The following is a 23000-nucleotide window of genomic DNA, read 5'->3' as shown; positions in this document are numbered from 1 at the left end:
ATTTTCGACGTGCAGCATGGTGCTGCATTTCGAAAGTAGACGCGATGACGATCCACAACCCCAATTGGACGACGAACCTACATGCCCCGCATCCCGGCATCGGAACGGAGCGGGCAACACCCCTGTTCCAGTTCGACCAACTGGCGATCCGCCACGACCAGGACACGCAAACGCTCTGGACCGACATGCGGCCCCGCAACCGGCCCAGCTTCAATCCCGACCTCCTCCGCGATTTCGTGCGCTGGCAGGAGGACATCGTCGATGCCGTCGACACGGGCGCGATGCCGATCCGCTATCTGGTGCTCGGCTCGCGCTTTCCCGGCGTGTTTTCGCTGGGCGGCGACCTGGACCTGTTCGCCCATGCCATCCGCACCCGCGATCATGCCGCGCTATCCCGTTACGGCCGATCCTGTGTGCAGATTCTCCACCGCAACATGCGCGGGCTGGAGCGGCCGATCATCACCATCGGCTTGGTCGAGGGTGATGCGCTGGGTGGCGGGTTCGAGGCGCTATTGTCCTTCCACGTCGTGATCGCCGAACGCGGCACCAGCTTCGGCCTGCCCGAGACGCTGTTCGGCCTGTTCCCCGGCATGGGGGCGCATTGCTTCCTGTCCCGCCGACTGGGGGCAGCGCGGGCGGAGCGGATGATCCTGAGCGGCCGGACCTACAGCGCCGAAGAGCTTTATGAGATGGGGCTGATCCATGGTCTTGCCGAGCCGGGCGAAGGGCGACGTATGGTCGCCGACTATATCCGCCAGAACGACCGCCGCCACAGCGCGCATTGTGCGATCTATGAGGCGTCGCGCGCGGTCAATCCCCTGCCGCTGGAGGAACTGGAGGCGGTGGTGGACCTGTGGGCCGAGGCGGCGTTGCGGCTGACCGAGGCGGATCTGAAGCGGATGGAGCGACTGGTCGCCGCACAGACCCGATTGCTGGACAAGGCCGCCGACTGATCAACCGGCCCCGGGCAGCAACAGCCGCCCGGGGCCTTGATGACCGGCGTCCTGATCAGCAAACAGCGCGACCACCTGCTCCGCCGGCATGGGCCGCGCGAGCAGGAAGCCCTGCACCGCGTCGCACCGCGTCCGCCGAAGCTGTTCGAGCTGTGCCGGCGTTTCTACCCCTTCCGCCACGGTCCGCATGCCCAGCTTCGCGGCAAGGTCTACGATGGTCTGGACGATCGCGACGGAGGCGGGATTATGTTCCAGATCGATGACGAAGGAGCGGTCGATCTTCAGCGTCTGAAACGGAAACTGGGTCAGATAGCTGAGCGAGCTATAGCCCGTCCCGAAATCGTCCAGCGTGGTGCAGACATGAATCCGGTTGAGCGCGTTGAGCGCCGCCAGCGAGCGTTCGACATCGTCGAGCAAGACGGATTCGGTCACTTCCAGCGTCAATCGTTCGGGCGGCAGGCCGCTCGCCGCCAGCGCGGCCATGACGGCGCGGGGCAGATCGGGCGCGCGCAACTGCACGGGCGAGAGATTGACCGCGATGGTGACTTCGGCCGGCCAGGTCGAGGCGGTCCGGCACGCCTGGCGCAATACCCAGTCGCCGACGCTGACGATCAGGGCATTGTCCTCGACGATCGGAATGAACTCGGCGGGGGAGACGGCGCCGAATTGCGGGCTGTTCCAACGCAGCAACGTCTCGCACGAGGTGATGCGCCCCTTCGCCAAGTCGAAGATCGGCTGATAGGCCAGATCGAATTCGCCCCGCTCCAGCGCACCATCGAGCGCAATGGCGAGTTGGCGACGCCGCTCGATCTTTTCGTCCATCAACGGTTCGTAGAAGAAGAAGCGCCCCCGCCCCTTCTCCTTGGCCCGATACAAGGCGAGATCGGCATTTTTCAGCAGGGTATCGGCATCGCTGCCATTGTCCGGCGCAATGGCAATTCCGATCGAGGCGGTGGTGCGCAGTTCATGACCGTTGAAGCGGACCGACTGGCGGACCGAGTCCAATATCGCCGTTCCAATCCGGCCCGCCGCCTGCGCATCGGCAATGCAGCAGATGACGGCGAACTCATCCCCGCCGAGCCGGGCGACGATGCCATGGTCGCCCAGAACCGCTTCCAGACGCCGGGCGACCGATACGAGCAGGGCATTGCCGGCCAGATGGCCGAAGGAGTCATTCACCTCCTTGAAGCGATCGAGATCGAGCCAGAGCAAGGCCAGCTTCTTTTCCGATGCCGCCCGGAGGCGGAGCCGTTCCTCGAAATGCTCGCGAAAGGCAGTACGATTGGCCACGCCGGTCAGGTCGTCACGGCGTGCCATCCGGGCATGATGCTCGGCCAGCGCCGCCTTCTCGTCCGATGCGATGGTCGCGCGCAGGATCGCGGCATAGGTCTGCTGCGTGATGTCGCTCATCGCCAGCACGAAGAACAGGATGACCGCCGCCAGCAATGCCTTGAGCGGATCGAGCGGCAGGAGAAGCCCGAAGGCCAGCGGCAGCGACGCGAAGCAGAGTTGCGACAGCGCGATCAGCGGCCGCCCGGCATTGCGGCCCGCAATGCCCGCCGCATAGCCGATGGCGGTGGTGACCGACAGCAGATCGAGTACCCCGTCCTCGGTCCGCGTCAGGGTGAGCAGGCCGAATACGCCCAGCAGCCCGGCATAGGTCAGCGCCCCGACGCGGTAGCCCCGCTCCTGCTGCCGCACCGTCGCCGAGCCGCGCATCCGCAGCGCGTCGACGATTCGGACCGCCCCCACCAGCCCGATCAGCACGGCGCATCCGATCAGCCATTCGTCGCCACTGACCGCCGCTACCACCATCGCGATCGCACTGCTGGTCAAAGCGCCGATGATGAGCGAGCGCGGTGAGGCGTAGAGCGATTCCACCAAAACCGCGCGAACCCGTGCGGAGATTTGATCGTCAGAATGGCGCAGAAGCTTCATCCGGCGGATTAAGCGTTTCATATCAATCTCCTGAGCGATGCTTATCCGATCCGCCCGGAGTGCCAAGGGGCCTTTTGACCTATGGTTGTCCTATCCGCTTGCCTGACCGATGCCCATGGTGGTGGCTATGCTGGCCATCGAACGCCATGATGAAGTTGATGGTGGGAGCGGTAACGAGACAATCCCCTCCAAATGCTGGATTTTATGCAGCATCGATGACGATATCGATCGACCACGAAGGGCGATGCAGAGGCTTGGAATCGATCCGAACCCGGATCCAATTCCGCTATCCGCGCCCGTTTTGGGGCCGCTCCCACCGATATTCTTTCTGCAACCCCAGTTCGTCACGCCCGGCCGTGAGAATGGCCTGTTCGCGGCCATCTTCGGCGAAGGACACGGCAAACTCCTGCTCCCTGGCATTGCCGTCGATCGTCCGGTCGTCCGGGGCGGCCACATGACCGACATAGCGCAGGCTGAGATCGTAATGGCCCGACCAGAAGAAGGGCACATCCTGATAATCACCTTCGACCTGGCCGAGCAGATGGCGGGCAAGCCATTGCCCCATGCGCTGCGCCACAACCCAATGTTCGACGCGGATCGGGTGTCCAAGGCGGGGGTCGGGCACGCTGGCGATATCGCCAATCGCGCAGATGGCCGGGTCCGACGTGCGCAGCATCGCGTCTACCTGAACCCCACCACCGGCCGCCTTGTCGGCGAGCGTCAGGCCTGCCGCCTCGGCCAGAGCGATGCGCGGCGTCACTCCGATCCCGGCGACGACGATGTCGCCCTCCACTTGGGTGCCATCGTCCAGCATCGCCACGTTGCCATCCCAACGCGCAATGCGACGGCCGAGATGGAATTCGACGCCCTTCGACTGGTGCAGGTCACGGATCATCGCCCCGACCTCGGGCCCGGCGGTCTTTTCCAGCGGCAGTTCGTCACTGGAAACGACCACCACGCTCAGGCCGCGCGCGATCAGCGAGGCGGCCACCTCCAGCCCGATATAGCTCGAACCCATGACGATCGCTTTCTCCACACCGGCGGTGGCGGCGATCAGGCGATCGGCGTCAGCCATGGTGCGGATGACATGAACGTCGTTACGGTCCGCGCCGTAAAACTCCGCCTGCACAGGAGACGCGCCGGTCGCAAGTACCAGCGTGTCATAGGAGATGTCCGTGCCGTCGCGCAGGACGGCCGTCTTGCGATCCCGGTCGATACGGGCCACCCCGACGCCCGAACGGTAATCGACCCCGCCCAGCGCCGGCAGCGCGGCATCCTCGCGATCCGCTTTGCCGGCCAGATACTGTTTGGAGCAGAAGGTCCGATCATAGGGCGCATCGCCCTCTTCATCGATGATCGTCACCGCCGCCCCGGCACCATGACGCACCAGCATTTCGGCACAGGCATGGCCCGCCGCCCCCGCACCGATGATGACGATGCGCCCGATCCCGGCATCGGCCTTCGGAACAGGCCTTTCGATTGGAGCGGCAGGCCCATCGATCCGCACCTGCCCATCCTCTTCGACCACTGCGAACCGGTCGAGCGATGCGAAGGCCGGAGCGCCGACAGCTTCACCGGTTTCCAGATCGAACCGGGCATGGTGCCAGGGACAGCGCAACGTTCCGTCGGCCACGATCCCATCCATCAGCGGCGCTTTCAGATGGGTACATTGGCCGGACAGGGCACAGACCCGTCCCCGATGCCGGACCAGGACGACATCGCGTCCGTCCACCATCCCGGCGACGATCTGCCCCTCCTCCAATTCGGTCGAGGCGATGCCCTTCGCCAGATCACGCTCCGCCATCGCCTCGTCCTTTTCCTTTTCCGGTTCGCCTGAGATCAATCCGCGCGCTGCAGCGCTGTGGCAGCCAGATGCTCGCCGATGAACCAGACCTGCGGCTCGTTGGAGCGGATGATGTCGCTGACCAGCAGGTCGTTGGTACCGTCATCGCCGGACTCATCGGCGGTCTTGGCGCCCTCATGCGCCTGTTCCAGTACGATCCTGTGCGCTTCCAGCAGGCGCGCCAGCATGGTCGGCACATCCTCGCGTCCACGCGGCGGACGCGGGATGCGGGTCATTTCCGCCACGTCATGCGGCGTCGCGATGCTGATACCGCCCAGCGCCTGAATACGCTCGGCGACCATGTCGACCAGTTCCGCCTGCTTCTCGTAATGCGTATCGAGCAGCAGATGGAGCTGGTAGAAGGTCGCGCCGGACATCTGCCAATGATGTTTCTTGTAAAGGTCACGCAACATCATCGTATCGGCCAGAACCTGATTGAGGATCGAAACGCTCTGCTTGCGGGCATTGTCCGACAGGCCCAGCGGCAAGTCTTTCAGCGTACCGAAAGCCTGGATTTCACGATATTCGATCTGATATTGCGGCTGCGCTTCGTCGGTCTTTGCCACGACTAGACTCCAAATTGGGAAAGGGATTGTGGCGAAGCGCATGCCTCGGCGCACGGTTCCATGAAATCATCCACATGCCGGATGACGCGACAATTCTCCCCGATGATCCAAATTAATTTCTGATCTCGGTGTTTAACCCGGAACGCTACCGCCGTTGCGACGTCCAGCAGGGGATTTTGTTCGCGAGGCCGCATGACCCGACCCACCTTGGTTTTTCTTCACGCCCTGGGCTCCAGCCACCGCGAATGGGATGCGGTACGCGCCTCTCTGCCCGACGCGACCTGCATCGCGCTCGACCTGCCCGGCTTCGGCGAGCGGGCGGAGGAAGGCTATGCCGATGTCGCGACGATGGCCGATGACCTCGCCGACCAAATTCGGCGCCATCGCCTGACCGGCTGCATCCTGGTCGGACACAGTATGGGCGGCAAGATCGCCACCATCGTCGCCAGCCGCGCCGCCGCTGGTGAGGCGGGGCTGGCGGGTGTCGTCGGAGTCGTGCTGGTGGCCGCCTCGCCCCCTTCCCCCGAGCCGATGGAGGAGGATCGTCGCCAGCAGATGATCGGCTGGGTCGACAACGGATCGATCGAGCAGGAGGATGCTGAGACCTTCGTCGATGCCAACACCGCCGAACCGCTCCCCAAGCCCTGGCGCGACCGGGCCGTCGCCGATGTCTGCCGATCGAGCCGCGAGGCGTGGCTGGGCTGGCTGGAGCGCGGCAGTCTGGAAGATTGGAGTGCACGGGTCGGACGCATCTCCATCCCCGCCCTGATTGTCGCGGGCGCGGAAGATGGCGACCTGGGGGAAGACGCGCAGCGCCGGTTGAACCTGCCGCACTATGGTCATGCCGAGATTCGCTCGGTGGAGGGGGCCGCGCATCTCATCCCCTATGAACAGCCCGAAGCCCTGGCCCGGCTGATTGCGGATCATGTCGCGACCATCGCGCCGTCGATCCTTCCGGCGGAGTTCGTCGAGCTTCTCGGCTCCGACCGGGTCAGCCAGCGGACCCGCACCGCCATGTTGGAACGGACCCGCCCGGTCCCCCATCGCGAGTCCGATTGGTCGCCGGAACACCGAGCGATCGCCGCCAGCTTGATCGCCCATATCCTCCCCGATGTCGGGGCCGATAACGATCTCGCGTCGCGAGTTGAAATGGTCGTGACCGAAGGAAAGGGCGATGGATGGCGCTTCGCCGCCCTCTCCTGCGATGCCGAGGCCTGGGTTCGCGGCCTGGCGACACTGGACGCCCTGGCGGGTGGGTTCGTCGCGCTTGGCGAAGGCGAGCAGGGTGATTGGCTGGAGCGGATCGCCGCGGGTCAGGGCGGCCTCGCCGATGATGGCAATCATCTGTCGCCCGAACAGATGGCACTGTGGTTTCAAGACGTCCGCGCGGAGGTTGTACGTCAATGGGTTTCGCTGCCCTCCACCATGGCGGCGATCGGCTATGACGGATTTGCGGTGGGCGGCGACGGTCCGCGCAAACAGGGTTACTCCCGCACGGCCGCCAACGACGTCGAAGCCTGGCAGAAGATCCGGGAGACAAAGGCGTGAGCCGCGCGCCCTATGGCCTGGGCGAAATGGTCGATGCGGTGGTCATCGGTACGGGCGCGGGTGGCGCCCCCCTTACCGCACGTCTGGCCAAGGCGGGTCTGTCGGTCGTCGCGCTGGAGGCAGGCCGCTCCTTTGCCCCCAACGACCATGTCGCCGACGAACTGGCGGCCGACATTTACTGGATGGACGAGCGGCTGAGCGGTGGCGCCGATCCGACAGCCTTCGGCTCGAACAATTCGGGCATGGGCGTCGGCGGATCGACGCTCCATTGGGGTGCCTTTTGCCCTCGCCCCGATCCGCGTGACCTGCAACTCAAGACGCTGACCGGGCAGGGCGCCGATTGGCCGATCCCGCATGCCGAACTGCTGGCTTATATCCAGGAGGTAGAGGGCTTTACCGGCGTATCCGGCCCGGCCACCTATCCCTGGGACCCGGGACGGCGCTATGCCTATCCGCCGGTTCCGCGCAATGCGTCCGCCGATGCGATGGCGCGGGGATGCGAAGCGATCGGAATCACCGCCACCGATGCGCCCGCCGCCCTGGTATCGCGCGACCACGACCAGCCTTATTGGGGACAGCGGCAAGCCTGTGTGAATTGCGGCACCTGCCATCAGGGGTGCCGCAACGCCTCGAAGACGAGCATGGACACCAGCTACCTGCCCTTTGCGGTCGCGCATGGGGCAGAGGTTCGGCCGGGTGCGCGCGTCGTGTCGCTCGAGGTAGATCATGCCGGCCGGATCACCGGCGTCGTCTATCGCCAGGATGGCGAGGACCTCCGCCAACGCTGCCGCGCCGTCTTCCTGTGCGCCGGCGGCGTGGAGAGCCCGCGCCTGCTGCTCAATCTGGGCCTCGCCAATTCCAGCGGACAGGTCGGCCGCAATTTCATGGCGCATGTCGCCACTCAGATCTGGGGCCGCTTCGACGCCGAGATGCGGATGAACCGCGGCTATCCCTCCTCGCTCATCACCGAGGACATGATGCGCCCTGCCGAGGCGGGCTGTGCCGGCGGTTATCTGATCCAGAGCCTGGGCGTGTTGCCGGTCAATCTGGCGACCGGGCTGGCACGTGGTGCCGGCATGTGGGGCACGCGCCTTCAAATGATCCTGCACCATTATAATCGGATGGCCGGGATCGGCATCAATGGCGAATGCCTGCCGCATTCCGACAACCGGCTGACCCTATCCGACGAGACCGACGCCTTTGGCCATCGCAAGGCCAGGATCGATTTCAGCTATCATGAGAATGAGCAGGCGATCGATCGCCACGCCCGCCAGACCATGACCGCCATCTGGGAAGCGGCCGGTGCCCAGGATATCTTCGCGGTCGATCGCTCGGCACACACGATCGGCACCTGCCGTATGGGTCACCATGGCGACGAGGCGGTGGTCGATGCGGAGGGGCGCAGCTTCGACATCCCCAATCTGTGGATTTGCGACAACTCGGTCTTCCCCAGCGCGCTGGCGGCCAATCCGGCGCTGACCATCATGGCGCTGTCGCTGCGCACCGCCGATCGGTTTCTGGCTTCATCAGGATGAAGAACGAGCGGTGTGAGCCCTTTGAGAAAGCCAAGGGATACCCGCCAAGCTTGCCCATTCCGACGCGACCGCCGTGCCCCGGGGTCAGTTTTTCGCGGTCACCGGCACCGACGCGCGCGGCGCGGGATGCGGCGCCGTCTGGACGGGGGCTCTTTCGCCCACGGCGTCAAGCCGCGTCGCGTAAAGATGCCGCAGGATCAGCGCCAAATCCTGCTCCCCCAATTGCGACGCGGGATCGATCAGCGCATCCTGCGGCAGCGACTCCACCCAGGCCGCCAACCGGTTGCAGGCCACACCGAGTTCGGGATCGAAGCTGTCGTCAAAAGCCGCCATTGGATCATCCTATGGTTCTGATCATGTCCCGCCAGACCATCGGGCGGGCCTTACAGGGCGATGCCGCGCTTCGCCATTTCCGCCGACGCCATCTCCCCCAGCGGCGACGGCGATGCACCGGAAAATATATCCGCCAGATCGAGCAGATCGTCATCGCTCAGCGCGACGACCGATGCCTCGATCAGGGCGATCGTTCGTGCCGCCGCCGCCTGGTGGTCCGCGATCCGCTTCATACGTGTCTTCAACATGACACCGCCTATCGCACCTTTCTGGTCGCCCTGAGAAGCCGCTCCAGCGTTACCGGAGCAAATTCCTGAACGTCGACGCCGACATCGAACTGACGGGGCATGGGTTTCAGGCGGCCATGGCTGTGCCCGTGCAGGTTCAGCGTGCCCCTATGCTGCCCGTTCCAGCTACGAAACGGATAGTGGCACAGGACTAACGCCTCGCCATCGACCACGATCTCTGCATAATCGCCGACACTCGCCCAGCCTATCGCGGTGAGGGTCGCATCGGGATCGTTATTGCCGCGCAGAAGATGCTTGGTGCCGTGCAGCCGGTCGAGCAGTGCGGGCACATCCGCCGCCCGCCTCGCCACATCGCCCAGATGCCAGACGATATCGTCCGGCCCGACCATCGCGTTCCAGCGCTCGATCAACACCGCATCCATCTCGCCGACGCTGGCAAAGGGCCGCTTCTGGATATTGATGGTGCGGTGGTCGCCGAAATGGGTGTCGGCGGTGAAGAAGATCGTCATGTCCAATAGAGGATACGCGCAAATGGCAGCGCCAAGGCGATCCGCTCCTCGAAAAACCGACGCAATCTGCGCATCGTCTCGGCATCATAGACCTGCTTCTCGGTGCCGAACTTCGTCCGCTTCGTCGTACGGTTGGCCGATCCCATGTCGAGTGCCGAGCCGGGATACCAGCTATCAAGCACCGTCTTCGATCCGCTGGTGAAGCGGTGGGTGATCAGTTCGACGGTCAGGTCGAGCCCCGGCACATCCGCCAGCGCGGCACCCGCATCCGCCAGCAACGCGCCATAGGCCTCCCGCCAGCCCTCCGCCGCGATGATCGGCGCGATGGTGAGCCCGACCGGATAGCCCGCCAGCGCCATCCGCCGAAGCGCCACCAGCCGCTCTGCAACCGGCGAGGTTCCGCCCTCGAAACGCGCAAACAGACGGGGGTTGATCGATGCCCGCATCCGCGTCCGCCCCTGATGATCGAGCGCGAGCAATGGCGCGACATCGGCGAATTTGGTCGTGAAGCGCAACTGGACCGGCGCCTCCCATCGCCCGAACCCGGCAATGGCGCGCGACAGTGATCCGGTGATCGGCTCCAGTGCAAGCGGATCGGTATAGCAGGACGCCTCGAACGTCGTACCTTCATGCACCCGGTCGCGATTGCGCGAGGTGATGGTCCCCTGCCCCAGATAGGCCGGCAGGCTCTCCAGTATCTCGTCGAGATTGGCATAGGCGCGGGTGATCGGCGGCCCCTTCAACGACCCGGCGAGATAGCAATAGCTGCAATGTGCCGGGCACCCCTCCGCCAGATCGACCCGCCAGTCGGCGCTCGGGGCGATCGGCTGCAGCTTTCGCTTGGAGGGCGGTGCGACGACCACGGCCAAGGTTGACTTGGCGGCGGCATAGGCTTGGCGCGGGTCATCGGGCAGGCCCAGGTTGAGACGGTCGCCGGGCAGTTCGACGATCTCCACGCCATAAGCGACGGCGCGCTCGACCATCTCGCGGCCATGGGCGAACGCCATCGCCGAACGAGTGATCAGCAACCGACGCGGCCGCCATGCCGACCGTGTGGAATATTGTGGGTTTGCGGCACTCGCCATCGCCGGTCAACGATCCGCGCCGCCGGATGGTCCGCGAAACGCCACCGCTCTCGAACAGATATTTCAAACTTTGCAAGCGACTTAAACGGCAGGGCACGGACCGAGGACCGTGCCCCCGTCCCGGAAAATGCCTCCATTGAGAATGAGAGAAATCTGGCAAAGTCGAAGCTGAAGCGAACCGGAGATTTTGCCTGAAAAAATCGAAGTTCACGGGCGAGCAGGTCGTCGACGTGCTCGACCGCCTATTGTTCGATCGCGGATCTTCGCCCACCAAAATCCGCGTGGACAACGGGCCGGATTTTATCTCCTGGGCGCTCGACCATTGGGCGTACATCAACCGGGTGACGTTGGGCTTCAGCAGGGCCGGCAAGCCGACCGATAATGCCTTTGTGGAATCGTTCAAGCGGCAGGCGCCATCAAAGGTCATTCAAAGCAAAATTCATATTTGACTTTGACAGCCGTGCTTTCGGCTAATGGAACATCAGGACGCCGCTGCACATAAAAGCCAGTGTTACATATAATAGCCGAACATCATCAGGACAGACGCCTTCCATCGGTTATCGCCCCCTTGCGCTGCGCCCGAGGTAAATTGACCGGCACCGACATAGGGGTCGTTCCGGCCGACCAGCATCTCCGTCCAGATGCGGATACGCTTGCTCGCCTTGTCGTTCCAGAAGGCGCCGACATTGATGCGCTGCGTATCGGCGAAGGCGGCCTTTTTCAGGACGCGGGCATAGCTGGCATAGACGTCCAAGCTGAAGGGAAATGACCCGGTATCGACCGCGTAACCCATCTCGGCGAAGGTCAGCGTTCCCTTCGCGGCGATATTATAGGAAAAGTCATAGTCGCCAACCGCGATCAGGTCGTTGCGCTCGGCATTGCGCGGATCGATGTCCTGATGCGCGGCGAGCAGCTTGAAGCGCAGCGGACGACGGTCGTCCTTCAGGCTGAGCGCGAAGGCATGGCGCGACCCATTCTCGCCGGTGTCGAAACTGTGAACCTGCGAGGCCCAGCCCGATCCGGTGACGCTGAGCTGCCCGCGCGCGGTGCTCGCCAGCGTATAGCGGACCTTGCCGATCGCCATGTTGCGCTCGGCATTGCGCGAGGCGAAGGGCAGATAGGGATCGCCCCGGACGATATTGACCGAATAGCGCGCGCTGTCGCGGCTGTTGCCGATGCCGGGCGGACCGGCGACGGGGAAGAAGCCCGCCGACACGCTGACCCGGTCGTCGCTATGCGTATAGCTGATGCCGGTATTATAGACCTCTTCCAGGCCGTAGACGAAGCCCAGGCTGTTATACCAGGACGACCCCCAATAGCGGTCGTCGAACGGCACCGGCTGGATGCCGACCGTCACCCGGTCGTTCGGGGACAGCTTGGCACCGGCATAGGCATAGGACAGGAACTGGATCTCGCCGGGATAGCCCTGATAGCCGTTGCGCCGGCCATAGATGAAATTACCGCCGTAGAAGCGGTAATCGGCCGACCCGAAGAAGCGCAGCCCGTCATAATTGGCGCTGAGGATCAGCGTATCGAACGAGGCGTGGGTCGAGGTCGCCCGGTCCCCTGCGCCATTGACGTCGTTGAAGCGGATGTCGATCCGCCCGCGCACCCCGATCCCCAGCTTCAGGCGGGGCGCTGGCGATGGCTTTGCCGGGTCGGCCAGGCTCACCACCTCGGGCGTCTCGACCCAAGCCGGTAACGCCATGTCGTCGGGCATGACATCGGCCGGTGACAGCGTCCAGCCTCCCGTCATCGGCGGACCGCCGGAATGAACCTCCACCGACGCAGTGATCCCGTCGGCTGGCGGGATGGATGTATCGGCCGCGAACAAGGTCGTCGCCAGGGCAGCGAAAGATAGGAACGTCATGATACCCCTGTTCGGTGCGAGTGTGCCAGCGATGTGCGGGCTCAACGCGCCGCCATTCGCGCCATCGGGCACACCGATGCCGCTATGCTTGAAATGACCGGCCAGCTTCCCGCCCCCCCGGGGCCGCCGGCCAATGAACGGTTAGAATTCCGACCAGTCGTTGCTGGACACCGCCAGCGCCGTGTTGCCGGCCACCAGGATCGGCCGGCTTGGGGGCCGGACGGGGCGCGCGGCGCTTGCCGGGCGGGGCACGTCCCGACGCAAGCCATCATGGCGTGAGGCCAGCGCCGCGACCGGTCCGTCCTCGCTCAGGCGGAAGCGGGCGACTTCGCTGGCCAGCACCTCGGCCTCGGCGGCCAGGTTGCGCGCCTCGGCGGTGGTTTCCTCGACCATGGCGGCGTTCTGCTGGGTCACGCCGTCCATCTCGGACACCGCGATATTGACCTGTTGCAGTCCGCCCGCCTGTTGCTGGGTGGCCGAGGTGATTCCGGCGACCAGCCCCTCGATCTCACCCACCCGTTCGATGATCAGGTCGAGCGAGCGCCCCGTCTCCGACACCAGGCCAACGCCGGCCTCGACATGCGCGGTGGAGGCGGTCACCCGCTGCTTGACGTCCTTGGCGGCATCCGCCGAGCGTTGTGCCAGCGCGCGGACTTCGGAGGCGACGACGGCAAAGCCCTTGCCCGCGTCGCCCGCGCGCGCCGCTTCGACCCCGGCGTTGAGCGCGAGAAGGTTGGTCTGGAAGGCGATGCCGTCGATCACCGAAATGATGTCGGCGATCTCGGCGGAGGACCGTTCGATGCCGTCCATCGCCTGGATCGCCTGGCGTACCACATCGCCCGAGCGTTTGGCCTCGGCACGGGCCTGTCCCACCACGGTGTTGGTACGCGCGGCGTCCTCGGCCGTCTGGCGGATGGTGACGGTGATCTCATCGATCGCTGCGGCGGTCTCCTCCAGGCTGGCCGCCTGTTGCTCGGTGCGGCGCGACAGATCGTCTGCCGCCACGCTGATCTCGCGCGATCCGGCGCTGACGTCGCCGGCGCTGCTCGCCACCTTTTTCATGGCATCGGCAAGGCGACCGACCGCATCGTTGAAATTGCTCTGGATGCGCTGATATTCGCCGCTGAACTGCGCGGTCAGCCGGGTCGACAGATCGCCCGCCGCCAGCCCCTGCAGCGCGTCGGCCAGGCTGGTGACGACCTGTTCCTGATTCTGGTCCGCGACCCGCTTCTCGCGCGCCGTCTGGCGAAACACGTCGACCGCCATCCGCATCTTGGCGATCTCCTGCGCCTTGGCGTCCGCGCGCACCGGATCGCTCAGATCGCCCGAGGCGACATGCTCCATCTCCGCCGACAGATCGGCCAGCGGATCGCCGACCAGCCGCTTGGACATGCGGCGCAGCACGAAGGCCAGTCCCGCGACCATCACCAGTGCCGAGATCAGGAGGACCAGTTCCGCCTGGCGCGCATCGGCCAGCACCGCGCTCATCGGCAAACGCACGCGCACGATCCAGCCGCGGTCGAACCCGTCGAAACGGATCGGGCGTATGATCTGGATGACCTTCCCCATCGCCGGGTCGTCGACCACCGAATAGCCCGGCGTGAAATGCGGCCCCGGCTTGCCCAGCGCCGCCTTGTCGCTGGTGTAAGCGTAGAGATCCTTTTCCGACAAAACCTCGACATTGCCGTCATAGGGCAAATGAATCGCGCCGATCCGATTGGAGAGGTCGCCCAGCCCCAGATCGACGCCCAGCACCGCGACCGTGCGTCCCTGTTCCTGATAGGGCAGCACGACCGAGGCCATCAGCGTCTTCTTGCCCGCCACCTCATACAGGCTCGGCCCCCACATCAGGGGCCGTCCGGTCTGGCGCGGGACCAGATACCAGTCGCCCTTGCCCGGCTTCTCATAGCCGGTCAGCGGCTCGACCGCCGCGTCATCGCCCGCATGATGCCAATAGGGCAGGAAGCGACCGGTACGATCATAGCCGGGCGTACCGGCAAAACTGGCGTCTCGACCGTCAAAGGCATTGGGCTCCCACCCGATCCAGGTGCCGATCAGTTCGGGGTTGGTCATCAGCGTGGATTTCAGGATGCCGTTATGCGCCTCCCGGCTGGCAATGCCCTGCGCCCTGGCCGCCGCGATCGCTGCCTTCAGCCCACCGGCGATGCCGATGGGGCGTTCGAACTGGGTGCGGATTTCGGCCGTCACCTGATCGGCGACGATGCCCCCCGTCTCCTGCGCCCGCGTCTTGGCCGATTGCTCCAGCATCACGCCCGTCACCGCCGAACCCAGCGCGACGAAACACGCCACCGTCAGCATGCCACGCATGCTCAGCATCGTCGCCAGCGATTTCAATGTCTTTGTCTGCACCGCTCCCTCCCTCGAGAAAGCGTTCTACGCCGGGAGTCGGTAAATAAGCGTTACTATGAACGCCAAGGCTTTTTAACCTCGCTCGAACGTCATGATAAGCGGATCGATCTGAGAGATTTTGTTAGATTGCTTTGGATCAATCTACGCCATTTACACCATTATTTGATTTGAATATATTCGAGACTTCATTGCGATAGCTCCTGCCGGACGCGGGAATAATGTAGATGGTTGCAGTCCAAGCGGGGGTTAAGATGATGCCTGCCTTTGCGATAGACAAATATCTCTTGATACAATTGTGATGTGTCTTTGACCCATTTGTGGCCCCTCAACGCCGTTGAGACGATCCCCAAAACCCGCCGTTCGTTCAGGCGAATAGCGCCCCTCGGCCAGCCCGTGCAGGCGCATGGAACAGCTGGGATCGGGACGAAACCGTCGTTTCCAGCTCTACGCTGGAACGACGACCCTGGGCGGGAGCAACGAAAGGCTGAGGTCGGACGGCCCGAGGCGGTCGGCGATCGAGCCGCAGCGCTTCAAGCTACCAAGCAGATACGGCCTAGCATTACAGTTGTGTTTTTGATCGACTGCGCGCGCATTGCGGCGGCCTGACGGCCACAACCGGCTTATCGCCCCACGAGCCGACGCGATGGTCGCCTTTCACGCCGCGCACATACCCCTTGCCGGCACGCCGCAACGCCTGCTCGATGGTGCTAACGCCGTCGATAGCATGGAAGCGTGGCCGGCAGGACATCTGGTCAAGCTATTGTGGTTCGATGGTCTCCGCCACGTCGGACAGGAGATTGGGCAAGGCTTGGTGGCAGCACGGCGCGGGGGGTGTAGATCAATGACCTACAGCACCGAAATTTCCCCTACCCCTGCGTTCTCGAAGCCGATCGGCGGCCGGGCGTCAGCCGGTTCGCGCCGTGTGGTCTGGACGTCGCGTCTTGACCTTCATCGCATGTCGGCTGGTGTAACTGAGCCCGCGACGTCCAACCTTCCGTGAAATACCGCCATCGCCGCATAGCGATCGCGGCCGATTTCAAAGCCCGCATCGTCGAGATCAAAGCCGGACGATGACGGAGCCCATATGCTCACCCGCGGCGGCCGCCTCGAGGGCTGCGGGCGCCTGATCCAGTCCTTCGATCAGCGTATGGGCGATATGGATGTCCCCCGTTTTCAGCCACGCCGCCAGCCTTGCCGGCCATTCCTCGCGCGCATCCGGATCGTCATCGGCACTATAGCCCTTCAGGCTGATCCGCTTGAGCACGATCTGGGTGGAGTCGAGCGTGACCGGCGAGGCCCGCCCCGTTCCACTAGCGGCAAGCTGTCCCGAAAGACCGCCGATCAACACGAACCGGGCGCCCTCATTCGCCACGGTCACCGCCGCGGCAAGTTGCTCGCCCCCGACCATGTCGAGAACCACGTCCACGCCATCGGGTGCCGCCTCGCGCAACTGATCGACGATCGCCCCGCCCTCCCCGCGACGGATCGCCGCGTCATAGCCCAGCGTTCCGACCAGCCAGTCGGCCTTGCGCTGTGAACTCGTGCTGCCGATCACGCGGCGCGCGCCGAGCAAGCGGGCGATCTGCCCGGCCATCGACCCGATCGCGCCCGCCGCACTGGAAACGAACACGGTATCGGTCGGCCGTATCCGCACTGCCCGGGTCAGTGCGGCATAGGCGGTCCAACCATGGCCGAGATTGGCGATATCGCCCAGAGCATCGGACGTTTCGATCCTGCGACACTGCGCCGCCGAGACCATTGCGAACTCGCGCCAGCCGTTCATGTGCACGACAGTGTCGCCGACCGAGAAGCCACTTGCCTCGGGAGCGGCGAGCACCGTCCCGAGCGCCTCGCCCGGCAAGGTATCGCCTGGGGCGAGGACCGGAAACGGGATACCGGGCATGGCCTCGGCACCGTCGCTGATCATCAGCCGAAGTGACGGGGATATTACGAAATATCTATTCCTGATCAGAATCCGCTCATGCACATCCCGTGGCAAGGAAACTGAGACGATCTCCAAATCGGAAGCTTTGGGCAGGCCAAGCGGCCTTTCTTTCAGATGCACTTCTCGGCTAACGATATGCGGATCATGCATCGACGAACCCTTTGTCTAGTCAGGCCGGGAAGCCGCCGTTCGCGGCGCGTCGATATCTAATTCCGAAGGTACCTCATGCCTACTCGCATTTCGTGCACAGTGGCGGACATGCGGAAACGTCCCCAACAGGCGCGTTCTCGCGCGACGATCGACGCGATCATCGATGCCTCAGCTCACATTTTGCGGAGTCGCGGGCTCGACCGTTTCAACACCAATTTGGTTGCCGAGAAGGCGGGCGTCAGCATCGGAACGCTCTATCAATATTTCCCGAACAAGCGCGTATTGTTGGAAGCCCTACGGGAACGCCACCTTAATGACATATTGGGGACGCTCCATGCCGCCTCCCGTCCGACGCTCGCGCGAGCCGACAGGCTGGCCGTCTTCGCTGAAGGCATGATCGGCGCCCATCTGTCACTGCCCGCGGCGTTTGGCGATTTGCAGCATGTGCTTCCCGAAAAACACACGGACAATGCCGCCTTCGAAACCTTGTATCGCAGCGCGTATTGCGCCTTCACCGCCGTCAATACGCTAGGCCGCGCTTCTTTCGATCCGCTCGACAGGGTCCTGGCGTCTTCGGTAACAGGTGCCGTTCACGACGCCGTCGCGGAAGGGTTTGTGGCAGATCCCTTGTTCAAGGCCGAGTTGCTGAAGATCGTGACGGCGGTGCTCGGATAGGGAAGCGCCCGCCTGACCGGCATGGATCGCTATCCCGGCCCGGAATGCATTTCGATCGATATCAAGCCGCCCGGATCGCCGGCGAACCTGCGAAACCCTCGGACCGGTAATTGTCGGCGGACAGATTCTGTTTCCGCCCCCCGGCCGTATCGACATGGAATCGCATGACGGAGGCGACGAGGGTGCCGCATTCCTTGGCGAGCATGGTGGCGGCGGCGGTGGATTCCTCGACCATCGCGGCGTTCTGCTGGGTGACCGCGTCGATCTCGCCGATGGCGATGTTGACCTGGCTCAGGCTGTGCGCCTGCTGTTCCGACGATTTGGCGATCACATCGACCACCGCGCTGACGTCGGACACCTTGCCGATGATCCGTTGCAGGGCATTGCCCGTCTCGTCGACCAGCGTCACGCCCGAGCGGACATGGTCGATCGCCGATACGATGCGCGATTTCACGTCCGAAGCCGCATCCGCCGAGCGCTGCGCCAGCGCGCGCACTTCGGAGGCGACGACCGCAAAGCCCTTGCCCGCATCGCCCGCGCGCGCCGCTTCCACGCCCGCGTTGAGCGCCAGCAGGTTGGTCTGGAAGGCGATGCCGTCGATCACCGAGATGATGTCGACGATCTCGCGGCTCGCCTGGTCGATGCCGTTCATCGCGGTGATCGACTTGGCGACGATCTGGCCCCCCTTCTCGGCCTCGTCGCGCGCCTCGGTCACCGCGCGATTGGCCTCGCCGGCATTGACCGCGCCGTCGCGCACCCCTTGCGTGATCTCGCCCACCGCCGCCGCCGTCTCGCGCAGGCTGGCCGCCTGCTGCTCGCTGCGCGCCGACAGATGGTCGGTCGCCTGGCGGATTTCCTCGATGTTCGAGCGGATCGCGCCCGCGCTGCCGCGCACGTCGCTGGTCAGGCTGGAGAGATTCTGCACCGCGCCGTTGAAGTCCCGGGCCAGTTGATGAAAGGCCGGCGGCAGGTCGGTGAGCCGCGCCGTCAAGTCCGCCTCGGACAGGCTGTGCAGGCCTGCGCCGATCGCCTGCAGGGCTTGTTCGCGCTCCCGGTCATCGGCGACCTTGGCCTTGGCCGCGTCGCGGAAGACGACCACGGCCCGCGCCATGTCGCCCAGTTCGTCGCCGCGCTCGCTGCCCGGCACGGCGATGTCGTTACGCCCGCGCGCCAGGTCCGCCATCAACTGGGTCAGCGTGGTGATCGGCCGGGCGATACTGCGGCTGAGCAACATCTGGAGCGTGATGGCGATGCCGATCAGCATCACGCCGCCCAGTATCAGCGCGATGGTCGCGGTGGTGATCGCGCGCTCCTGCGACGCGGCATTCTCCTTGATCGCGGCGGTTTCCTGGTCGCGCACATCGCGCAGCGGCAACACGATGGCGCTGGTCAGCACCGCCTTGCCCGCATCGCGCACCGCCTGCTGCGCCTCGTCGCGCCGCCCCGCCCTCACCCAGGCGGTCAGCCGGTCGCTCCACTGGCGGCGCCAGCGCGTCGCCTCTTCGCGCGACTTGGTGACCAGTGCCCGCTCCGCCGGGTCGCTCAGCATCGCGATCAGCTCGCGGCTGGTCGTGTCATACTCCTTGCGCGCCTCGTCATAGGATTTGAGATAGCTCTTGTCCGCCGTCACCAGAAACCCGCGCAACTGGCTGTTCTCGCGCAGGATCGAGGTCTCCAGCGTCAGCGCCTTGGCATATACCTCCTGCGCATGGTTGCTGCGCACCGTCGCGCTGCGAATCTCCCAGATATTGGCGAAGAAGACGATCGTCATCACCGCCGCCGACATGCCGATCACCAGGAACGATACGCCCAGTTTCTTGGGGATGTTCATGTTCGAAAGCATCTAGCGGTTCTTTCCCATGTTCAGGCCAAACGGCAGGCGCGGATCGATCCGGCGGAGGATGCGGGTCAGGGTCACCCTGTCGCGCTGATCAGGCTTCCGGACATAGCCCGTCGCATCCAGGTCCTCGCGGCGAGCGATTGGGAGGTCTCGCGATACACCGAGAGGTGGGGACATCTGTGCGAGCCCGAGCGCAGTCATGACGAACTGGACACACATAATGGCGCAACCCTCGCCATCCCACGCCGAACGTTCATGACCTTGCCCCCTCGTTTCCTGTACGAAATAAGATTGCCGTCTTAAGGATAGGTAAAATTGCCTTACCTTATCCGTCCGGTGCCGATCCGTTCGATTGCCGTATCGGCGCCATCACCCGCATTGGGGCGGATTGGACAGGGCCGGATAGGGGTGCGGCATCTCCCCGCACCCCTATCCGTCCCATCAGCTTCGGGACGACGTAATGATCGCTCCGATGCCTCATGGCCTCATCGGCGACTTCAGAAGTTAAAGTTCGCGCCGGCGCTGAAGTTGCGACCGACGAGACCGGCATAATGCCAGCTGCTCAGATAGTTCGGATTGCTGGTATAGGCCGCCGCCGCCAGCGGTGCGCGGGCGTTGGTCAGGTTCTGGATGTTGAAGAAGAAGCGAAACTGATCGTTCACCCGCACGCCCAGGTTCAGGTCGGTGTAGATGAACGGGCGGATGTAGCACTGGTTGTTCACGTCGCTGCCCGGTACGATCGGCACCATCGTGTTCTTGCACGACAGGTCGATCACGCCGTTGACCGGGGTGATCTGGTCCGCCGCCACCTGCTTGATCCGACCCACATAATAGGTCGTCGCGGTGATCGAGAAGTTGTTGATCTCCAGCGAGTTCTGCCAGTTGCCACGGATGCGCGGCGTACCGCCACCCGAAGAAAGCTGGTAAGGCCCAAGCGTGCCGGCATATTTCTGCACCACGCCCGCCGGGGTCACCAGATCGAGGCGAAGCACGCGGGTGACGTCCAGGCGGCTGATCAGGCGCGCGCCGTTCGCCAGCTCGAAGGCGGCATTGGCCTGCATGTCGATGCCGGAGCTGACCTGATAGTTGGCGTTGACGTACGGTACGTTGAACACCAGCAGACGCGGCAGCGCGTTCGGATTGGCGGGATCGGGAGCGTCGATGACGTTGCACTGATAGCCCGGGCCCACCGCCGCCAGCGCGGCACAACCGGCGGTCGCGTTGGTCTGACCATAATAGGCCGCGATCGCCTGGGCACGCAGCGGCCCGCTGACGATCAGGTTCGACTTCTTGATGTTGTAATAGTCGACCGTCAGGTTGAACCAGCGCGTCGGCCGGAAGATCGTGCCGGCCGTGAAGCTGCGCGACACTTCCGGCAGGATGTCGGGATTACCGATCGAGCCGCTGCCGATATTATAGGTGCTGGTATAGGCCGGATTGCCCGGGTGGGCAGCGACGAAGCTGGCGGGCGGCGTCAAGGACGAGAAGCCCGCATAGCTGCTGGCCGGGTTGTTTTCCGCGAAGGTCGGCGCGCGGAAGCCCTGCGAATAGGTGGCGCGGAGCGAGAATTGCTCGACGGGCGTGAACTTCGCACCGACCTTGGGCGAGAAGTGGCTATAGCCCTGCGAATAGTGGTCGTAACGGCCCGAGACGTTCAGGTCGAAGGTCCGCAGGAAAGGCGCGTCGATTTCGAAGAAGCCGGCGGTCACGGTCTGGCGTCCCTGGGCCGATGAGGTGTTCAGGCCGTAATAGCTGAGGTCCGCATTCTGGTTGCGGTTCATCAGCGTCTCGCGGCGGATCTGGAAGCCCGCGCCGACATTGAGGTCGCCGCCGGGCAGTTCCATCAGCGACTTGAGCAGCGAGCCGCCGATCGTCGCCACCGTCGAATAGGACGGTGTCGTACGCTCGGGCGAGATCTGGTTGCGCACCGCCGCCGTGTTTTGCTCGGGATTGACGAAATTATAGGCGCCCGTGTTGATCGCGTTCAGCAGGCCTTGGATGTTGATGAAGCCGCGCTGCGTGACGCTGAAATTGTCGCGGGCATAGACGCCGTTCAGACGGAACTTGAACCCACCGCCCAGATCGCCCGAGATGCCGCCGGTCGCGCGGAACACGTCGACATAGCGATGGCTGTTCGCAGGGATGTCACCGAACAGATAATAGATGCGCGCCGCACTCTGGGTGGGATCGGCGCCCGCCACGGCATAGGGGTTGTTCGGGTTGAGCCGGCGATCGGCCGCCGTGGCGCAGTTCACGCCTGTCGAGCAGACATACATGGGCAGGACGATCCCGGGGCTGCTCGAGGCCAGCGCCGCCGAGCCGCCGAAGGGCTGGGTCTGGCGGATGCCTGCCGGGGCGCCGCGAATGTCGACCTCGGAATGCGAGTAGCTGCCGCTGGCGAATGCCTCCCAACCTTCGGCCAGACGGACGTTCAGACGCGCCGTGGTCGAATAGCGCTGCTGGCGCGGCTGGATGATCGAATATTCGTCAGGCAGGTTGTGCTTGCAGCCGGTGCCCTGCGCCGAACCGGACGAGACCGTGAAGGTGCCGAAGGGGCAAGCGCTGGGATTGATGAGCAGTTGGTACTGGTTGGTCAGCGGCGCGCCGACCTGGCCAGCGAGCGGGTTGTTGAGATCGGTCTGACGCACGCGGGTCACGACCGCCTGTGGGTTCGCCGCGAGCAGCGAGTCGTCGTTGCGGTTACGGTCCGTCAGGCCGCTGGGGGTCAGATCCAACGTGTTGAACGGGTAACCGCGCGAGTGATTGGTGATATACCCGTCATAGGTATATTCGCCGTTCACATAGAAGTTGAAACCCTGCTCGTTATAGTCGCCAACGCCGGCGGTCAGGGTCGCGCGATAATGCGAGCCATCGGCCTTCTCCGTCGTGCCGCCCTGGACCGATCCCTGGATGCCCTGGACATTCTTCTTGCTGATCAGGTTGACCACGCCGCCGATCGCGTCCGCGCCGTAAGTGGAGGACGCGCCGTCCTTCAACACTTCGATGCGATCGATGGTGCTGAAGGGAATCGAGTTCAGATCGACATAGGCGTTATGGCCGTCGTCGTTCAGCGGGAAATTGGCCGAGCGAAGCCCGTCGATCAGCACCACGGTCGACGAGACGCCCAGGCCGCGCAGCGACACCGCCGCGCCGCCGGCCGAGAAGCCGTTGCGGAAGCCGGTCGAGATCGAGCCGGCACTGTCCGCCGAGACTGAGCGGATCGCGTCCTGAGCGGTCGTGATATTCGCCAACTGGAGCGTTTTAGAGGTCAGCAAGGTCACCGGCGAGATCGAGCTGGCGTTCGAATCACGAAACAGCGTGCCCGTGACGATGACCGTCTCACCCTGACCATTGCCGGACTTCGCAACGGGCGCCGCCCGCTTGTCCTGCGGCTTCTGCGTGGTCAGGATCACCGGCGCTTCGCTCTGGTCGACAGCATCCGTGGCCTGCGTCGGCACAGCGTCCTGCGCATATGCCGGGACAGCCATCGCGGTCAGCAAAGCCGCCGTCGAAATCCCAAACCGCAGGGTATAAAATGCGGAATTCATCAAGCTCACGAAACTATTCCCCCATTCAACGCAGCAGCGATTGT

At 64.3% G+C, this 23000-nt stretch carries 16 protein-coding genes and 1 pseudogene; 5 read left to right on the top strand and 12 right to left on the bottom strand.

Annotated features, from left to right (window positions below; genetic code table 11):
- Window positions 1-44 precede the first annotated feature (44 nt).
- Entirely contained in the window at window positions 45-953 is a 909-nt protein-coding gene (locus tag SP6_RS02275) for a crotonase/enoyl-CoA hydratase family protein (protein WP_007405907.1), read from the top strand.
- Here the strand turns inward: SP6_RS02275 and SP6_RS02270 are convergent, their stop codons facing one another.
- The 3 genes from SP6_RS02270 to SP6_RS02260 form a co-directional block, all read right to left on the bottom strand.
- A complete protein-coding gene (locus SP6_RS02270; RefSeq protein ID WP_042468374.1) occupies window positions 954-2912 on the bottom strand; it encodes a putative bifunctional diguanylate cyclase/phosphodiesterase in 1959 nt (652 codons plus the stop codon). It abuts the gene before it with no gap.
- Window positions 2913-3177: 265 nt separating this feature from the next.
- Window positions 3178-4695, bottom strand: coding sequence for an FAD-dependent oxidoreductase (locus SP6_RS02265; RefSeq protein ID WP_037569248.1), 1518 nt, complete (start codon window positions 4693-4695; stop codon window positions 3178-3180).
- A 35-nt stretch (window positions 4696-4730) separates the two neighbouring features.
- Window positions 4731-5300, bottom strand: coding sequence for a Dps family protein (locus SP6_RS02260; RefSeq protein WP_007405884.1), 570 nt, complete (start codon window positions 5298-5300; stop codon window positions 4731-4733).
- A 192-nt stretch (window positions 5301-5492) separates the two neighbouring features.
- Between SP6_RS02260 and SP6_RS02255 the strand changes: the two genes are divergently transcribed.
- Window positions 5493-6848, top strand: a complete 1356-nt coding sequence (locus tag SP6_RS02255) for an alpha/beta fold hydrolase (RefSeq protein ID WP_007405916.1) — start codon at window positions 5493-5495, stop codon at window positions 6846-6848.
- A complete protein-coding gene (locus SP6_RS02250; RefSeq protein ID WP_007405896.1) occupies window positions 6845-8383 on the top strand; it encodes a GMC family oxidoreductase in 1539 nt (512 codons plus the stop codon). Before SP6_RS02255 ends, SP6_RS02250 begins: the two co-directional genes overlap by 4 nt.
- 84 nt (window positions 8384-8467) lie before the next feature.
- On the opposite strand, the gene SP6_RS02245 is transcribed toward SP6_RS02250, so the two are convergent.
- The 4 genes from SP6_RS02245 to SP6_RS02230 are packed head-to-tail and all read right to left on the bottom strand — an operon-like array spanning window position 8468 to window position 10501.
- Window positions 8468-8716, bottom strand: coding sequence for a hypothetical protein (locus tag SP6_RS02245; RefSeq protein ID WP_007405868.1), 249 nt, complete (start codon window positions 8714-8716; stop codon window positions 8468-8470).
- 50 nt (window positions 8717-8766) lie between these two features.
- Window positions 8767-8964 (bottom strand): hypothetical protein, encoded by a 198-nt coding sequence (locus SP6_RS02240; protein WP_113667941.1) that lies wholly within the window; start codon window positions 8962-8964, stop codon window positions 8767-8769.
- Window positions 8965-8972: 8 nt separating this feature from the next.
- Complete coding sequence (locus SP6_RS02235) at window positions 8973-9473, bottom strand: metallophosphoesterase (protein WP_007405863.1); 501 nt, start codon at window positions 9471-9473, stop codon at window positions 8973-8975.
- Window positions 9470-10501, bottom strand: coding sequence for an SPL family radical SAM protein (locus SP6_RS02230; RefSeq protein ID WP_227876661.1), 1032 nt, complete (start codon window positions 10499-10501; stop codon window positions 9470-9472). The genes SP6_RS02235 and SP6_RS02230 overlap by 4 nt, the downstream gene beginning before the upstream one ends.
- A 269-nt stretch (window positions 10502-10770) precedes the next feature.
- Between SP6_RS02230 and SP6_RS21425 the strand changes: the two are divergent.
- Window positions 10771-10959, top strand: a pseudogene (locus SP6_RS21425) (IS3 family transposase); the annotation flags it as partial.
- A 110-nt stretch (window positions 10960-11069) separates the two neighbouring features.
- Here the strand turns inward: SP6_RS21425 and SP6_RS02220 are convergent.
- The 3 genes from SP6_RS02220 to SP6_RS02210 all read right to left on the bottom strand — a co-directional run bounded on the left by SP6_RS02220 (window position 11070) and on the right by SP6_RS02210 (window position 16893).
- A complete protein-coding gene (locus tag SP6_RS02220) occupies window positions 11070-12428 on the bottom strand; it encodes a hypothetical protein (protein ID WP_050794203.1) in 1359 nt (452 codons plus the stop codon).
- Window positions 12429-12569: 141 nt separating this feature from the next.
- A complete protein-coding gene (locus SP6_RS02215) occupies window positions 12570-14798 on the bottom strand; it encodes a methyl-accepting chemotaxis protein (RefSeq protein ID WP_007405872.1) in 2229 nt (742 codons plus the stop codon).
- A 1057-nt stretch (window positions 14799-15855) separates the two neighbouring features.
- Window positions 15856-16893 (bottom strand): MDR family NADP-dependent oxidoreductase, encoded by a 1038-nt coding sequence (locus SP6_RS02210; RefSeq protein WP_007405910.1) that lies wholly within the window; start codon window positions 16891-16893, stop codon window positions 15856-15858.
- Window positions 16894-17001: 108 nt separating this feature from the next.
- On the opposite strand from SP6_RS02210, the gene SP6_RS02205 reads away from it, so the two are divergent.
- Window positions 17002-17568, top strand: a complete 567-nt coding sequence (locus SP6_RS02205) for a TetR/AcrR family transcriptional regulator (protein WP_007405878.1) — start codon at window positions 17002-17004, stop codon at window positions 17566-17568.
- A gap of 61 nt (window positions 17569-17629) precedes the next feature.
- Here the strand turns inward: SP6_RS02205 and SP6_RS02200 are convergent, their stop codons facing one another.
- On the bottom strand, window positions 17630-19411 hold the full coding sequence (locus tag SP6_RS02200) for a methyl-accepting chemotaxis protein (protein ID WP_227876662.1): 1782 nt from the start codon (window positions 19409-19411) through the stop codon (window positions 17630-17632).
- A gap of 494 nt (window positions 19412-19905) precedes the next feature.
- On the bottom strand, window positions 19906-22956 hold the full coding sequence (locus SP6_RS02190; protein ID WP_007405899.1) for a TonB-dependent receptor domain-containing protein: 3051 nt from the start codon (window positions 22954-22956) through the stop codon (window positions 19906-19908).
- Between the last annotated feature and the right edge of the window lie 44 nt (window positions 22957-23000).

The sequence above is a fragment of the Sphingomonas paucimobilis NBRC 13935 genome, from assembly GCF_000739895.2.
Classification (GTDB): Bacteria; Pseudomonadota; Alphaproteobacteria; order Sphingomonadales; family Sphingomonadaceae; genus Sphingomonas; species Sphingomonas paucimobilis.
This window is presented reverse-complemented; position numbering and strand designations above follow the sequence as displayed.

What these genes read in the sequence shown, in the direction of transcription:
- SP6_RS02275 (WP_007405907.1), top strand. Translation starts at nt 45, where the DNA reads ATGACGATCCACAACCCCAATTGGACGACGAACCTACATGCCCCGCAT.
- SP6_RS02270 (WP_042468374.1), bottom strand. Translation starts at nt 2,912, where the DNA reads ATGAAACGCTTAATCCGCCGGATGAAGCTTCTGCGCCATTCTGACGAT.
- SP6_RS02265 (WP_037569248.1), bottom strand. Translation starts at nt 4,695, where the DNA reads ATGGCGGAGCGTGATCTGGCGAAGGGCATCGCCTCGACCGAATTGGAG.
- SP6_RS02255 (WP_007405916.1), top strand. Translation starts at nt 5,493, where the DNA reads ATGACCCGACCCACCTTGGTTTTTCTTCACGCCCTGGGCTCCAGCCAC.
- SP6_RS02245 (WP_007405868.1), bottom strand. Translation starts at nt 8,716, where the DNA reads ATGGCGGCTTTTGACGACAGCTTCGATCCCGAACTCGGTGTGGCCTGC.
- SP6_RS02240 (WP_113667941.1), bottom strand. Translation starts at nt 8,964, where the DNA reads ATGTTGAAGACACGTATGAAGCGGATCGCGGACCACCAGGCGGCGGCG.
- SP6_RS02235 (WP_007405863.1), bottom strand. Translation starts at nt 9,473, where the DNA reads ATGACGATCTTCTTCACCGCCGACACCCATTTCGGCGACCACCGCACC.
- SP6_RS02220 (WP_050794203.1), bottom strand. Translation starts at nt 12,428, where the DNA reads ATGACGTTCCTATCTTTCGCTGCCCTGGCGACGACCTTGTTCGCGGCC.
- SP6_RS02210 (WP_007405910.1), bottom strand. Translation starts at nt 16,893, where the DNA reads ATGCATGATCCGCATATCGTTAGCCGAGAAGTGCATCTGAAAGAAAGG.
- SP6_RS02205 (WP_007405878.1), top strand. Translation starts at nt 17,002, where the DNA reads ATGCGGAAACGTCCCCAACAGGCGCGTTCTCGCGCGACGATCGACGCG.
- SP6_RS02200 (WP_227876662.1), bottom strand. Translation starts at nt 19,411, where the DNA reads ATGCTTTCGAACATGAACATCCCCAAGAAACTGGGCGTATCGTTCCTG.
- SP6_RS02190 (WP_007405899.1), bottom strand. Translation starts at nt 22,956, where the DNA reads ATGAATTCCGCATTTTATACCCTGCGGTTTGGGATTTCGACGGCGGCT.